The organism is Nocardiopsis lucentensis DSM 44048 (genome assembly GCF_000341125.1).
In the GTDB taxonomy this organism is placed as follows: domain Bacteria; phylum Actinomycetota; class Actinomycetes; order Streptosporangiales; family Streptosporangiaceae; genus Nocardiopsis; species Nocardiopsis lucentensis.
Window position 1 is genome coordinate 1 of record NZ_ANBC01000739.1, and the last position, 1,619, is coordinate 1,619.

A 1,619-nucleotide genomic window follows, 5' to 3' on the forward strand; every position below is an offset into this window, starting at 1 on the left:
GCGGCGCCGCTGGAAGTCCCGGTAGGCGGGCACGTCGCGGGCGCGGAACGCCCGGGTGCGCGGCAGGATCTCGTCCAGCCGCACCTCCAGGGACCGGTCCCGCACGCGCGGGTGGGTGCCGAGCAGGCCCGTCACGGTCTCGCCCACCGCCGCCGACGACTCGTACCGCTCCACGGCCGACCCGGTGAGTTCGATCGCCGCCGCCTCGGGCAGGTCGCCCGGGTCCACCTCGTCGAGCGTGGTCGCGAACGCCTCCAGCCACGCGGTCACCAGCTGGTGCCGCGCCGCCAGGTCGCCCTCCAGCGTGCGCAGGTCGTCCTCGAACGCCTTGCGCGTGGTCTCCCTCGTACTGCCCAGGGCCCGGTGGAACCGGTCCAGGAGCAGCCGCGCGCCCGCCCCGGACACGAAGCCCGACGACGTCCGCGATCCCTCGGCCAGCTCCTCGAACAGGTACTCGCCCACCAGCTCCAGGTCGGTGTCCTGGTACAGCCCGGTCCCGGTGAGGAAGGCGTCCACGCCCTCGGCCAGCTCCGTGCGCAGCGCGTCGACCGCCGTCGAGCGCCGTACCCCGAAGACCGCGCGGGCGCGCGCCAGCGACCCGGCGCGCGTGCGCCAGGCGGTCCGTTCCTCCTTGCCCGCGCCGTAGGCCCAGAACAGCTGCGCCACCGCGCGCGTGGTACCCGGATACCGCAGCAGACCGGCCCCGGCGCGCAGCCTGAGCAGCGCGGACAGGATGAGGGCGGCGTCGTGGTCGTGCACGCCGCGCTCGTAGCCCTCGTCGTAGCGGGTCTCGGCGACCCCGCGCACCAGCTCCAGCAGGGACCCGTTCTCGGCGTGCACTCCCGCCTCGGTCAGGGCGTCGAGGCTCAGGCCCTCCCGTCGCCCTCCGCCGGCTCTCGATCGACTGCCTTCGGCCGCCGTTTCCGGAGATCCCTCCTCCGCGGCGGCCAGGATCGACGTCGCCAGGTACTCCGCCCGGTAGACGTCGTCGCTCTCGGAGACCAGCAGACGGTCCCACAGGTGGCGGGTCCGACCGAAGGCCGCGTCCGTGACCGGTTCGCGGTAGTCGGTGCCCGTGAGCGCGACCGCCATCGTCCCGTCGTGCGGGGTGAGGGTGAGGTCGATCGGCTGGGTGTTGACCGCGAACCGGTGCCGCCCCAGCCGGATGGTCTCGCCGCCGGGTCCGCCCTCGAACAGGTCGGTCCGGTCCCGCAGCGCCCGCCCGGCCTCCTGCCGGGCCGACAGGATCTGGCCCTCCAGCTCCTCGGCGCGCACGGAGTCGCCGAGCTCGCGCATCTCCCCGACCGTGCGCCGCAGCCGGGACACCATCGCGTCGGAGGCGAAGTAGGTGTTGACGTCCTCCAGCGTGGAGAGCGTGGCGACCCGGCGGTGCACGCCCTCCAGGACCCGGGCGGCGGACGAGGCCAGGCGGTCCGCCCGGCGCGACCGCTCGTCCACGAGCGACTGCTTGCGCGTGGAGAACGCCTCGTACACGTCCTCGCGCTTGTCCGACAGCTCCGCGAGGAAGTCGTCGAACTCGGCGAACCGCGACTCCAGGTTCTCCACCTGGAGCATGATCCGGCCGAGCTGCTCGTCGCAGCGGTCGGGCGTGTCGGCGG

At 74.2% G+C, this 1,619-nt stretch carries 1 pseudogene; it reads right to left on the reverse strand.

What is annotated here, in order from left to right:
- Positions 1-1,619 (reverse strand): annotated as a pseudogene (locus tag D471_RS36220) (DNA repair ATPase); the annotation flags it as partial.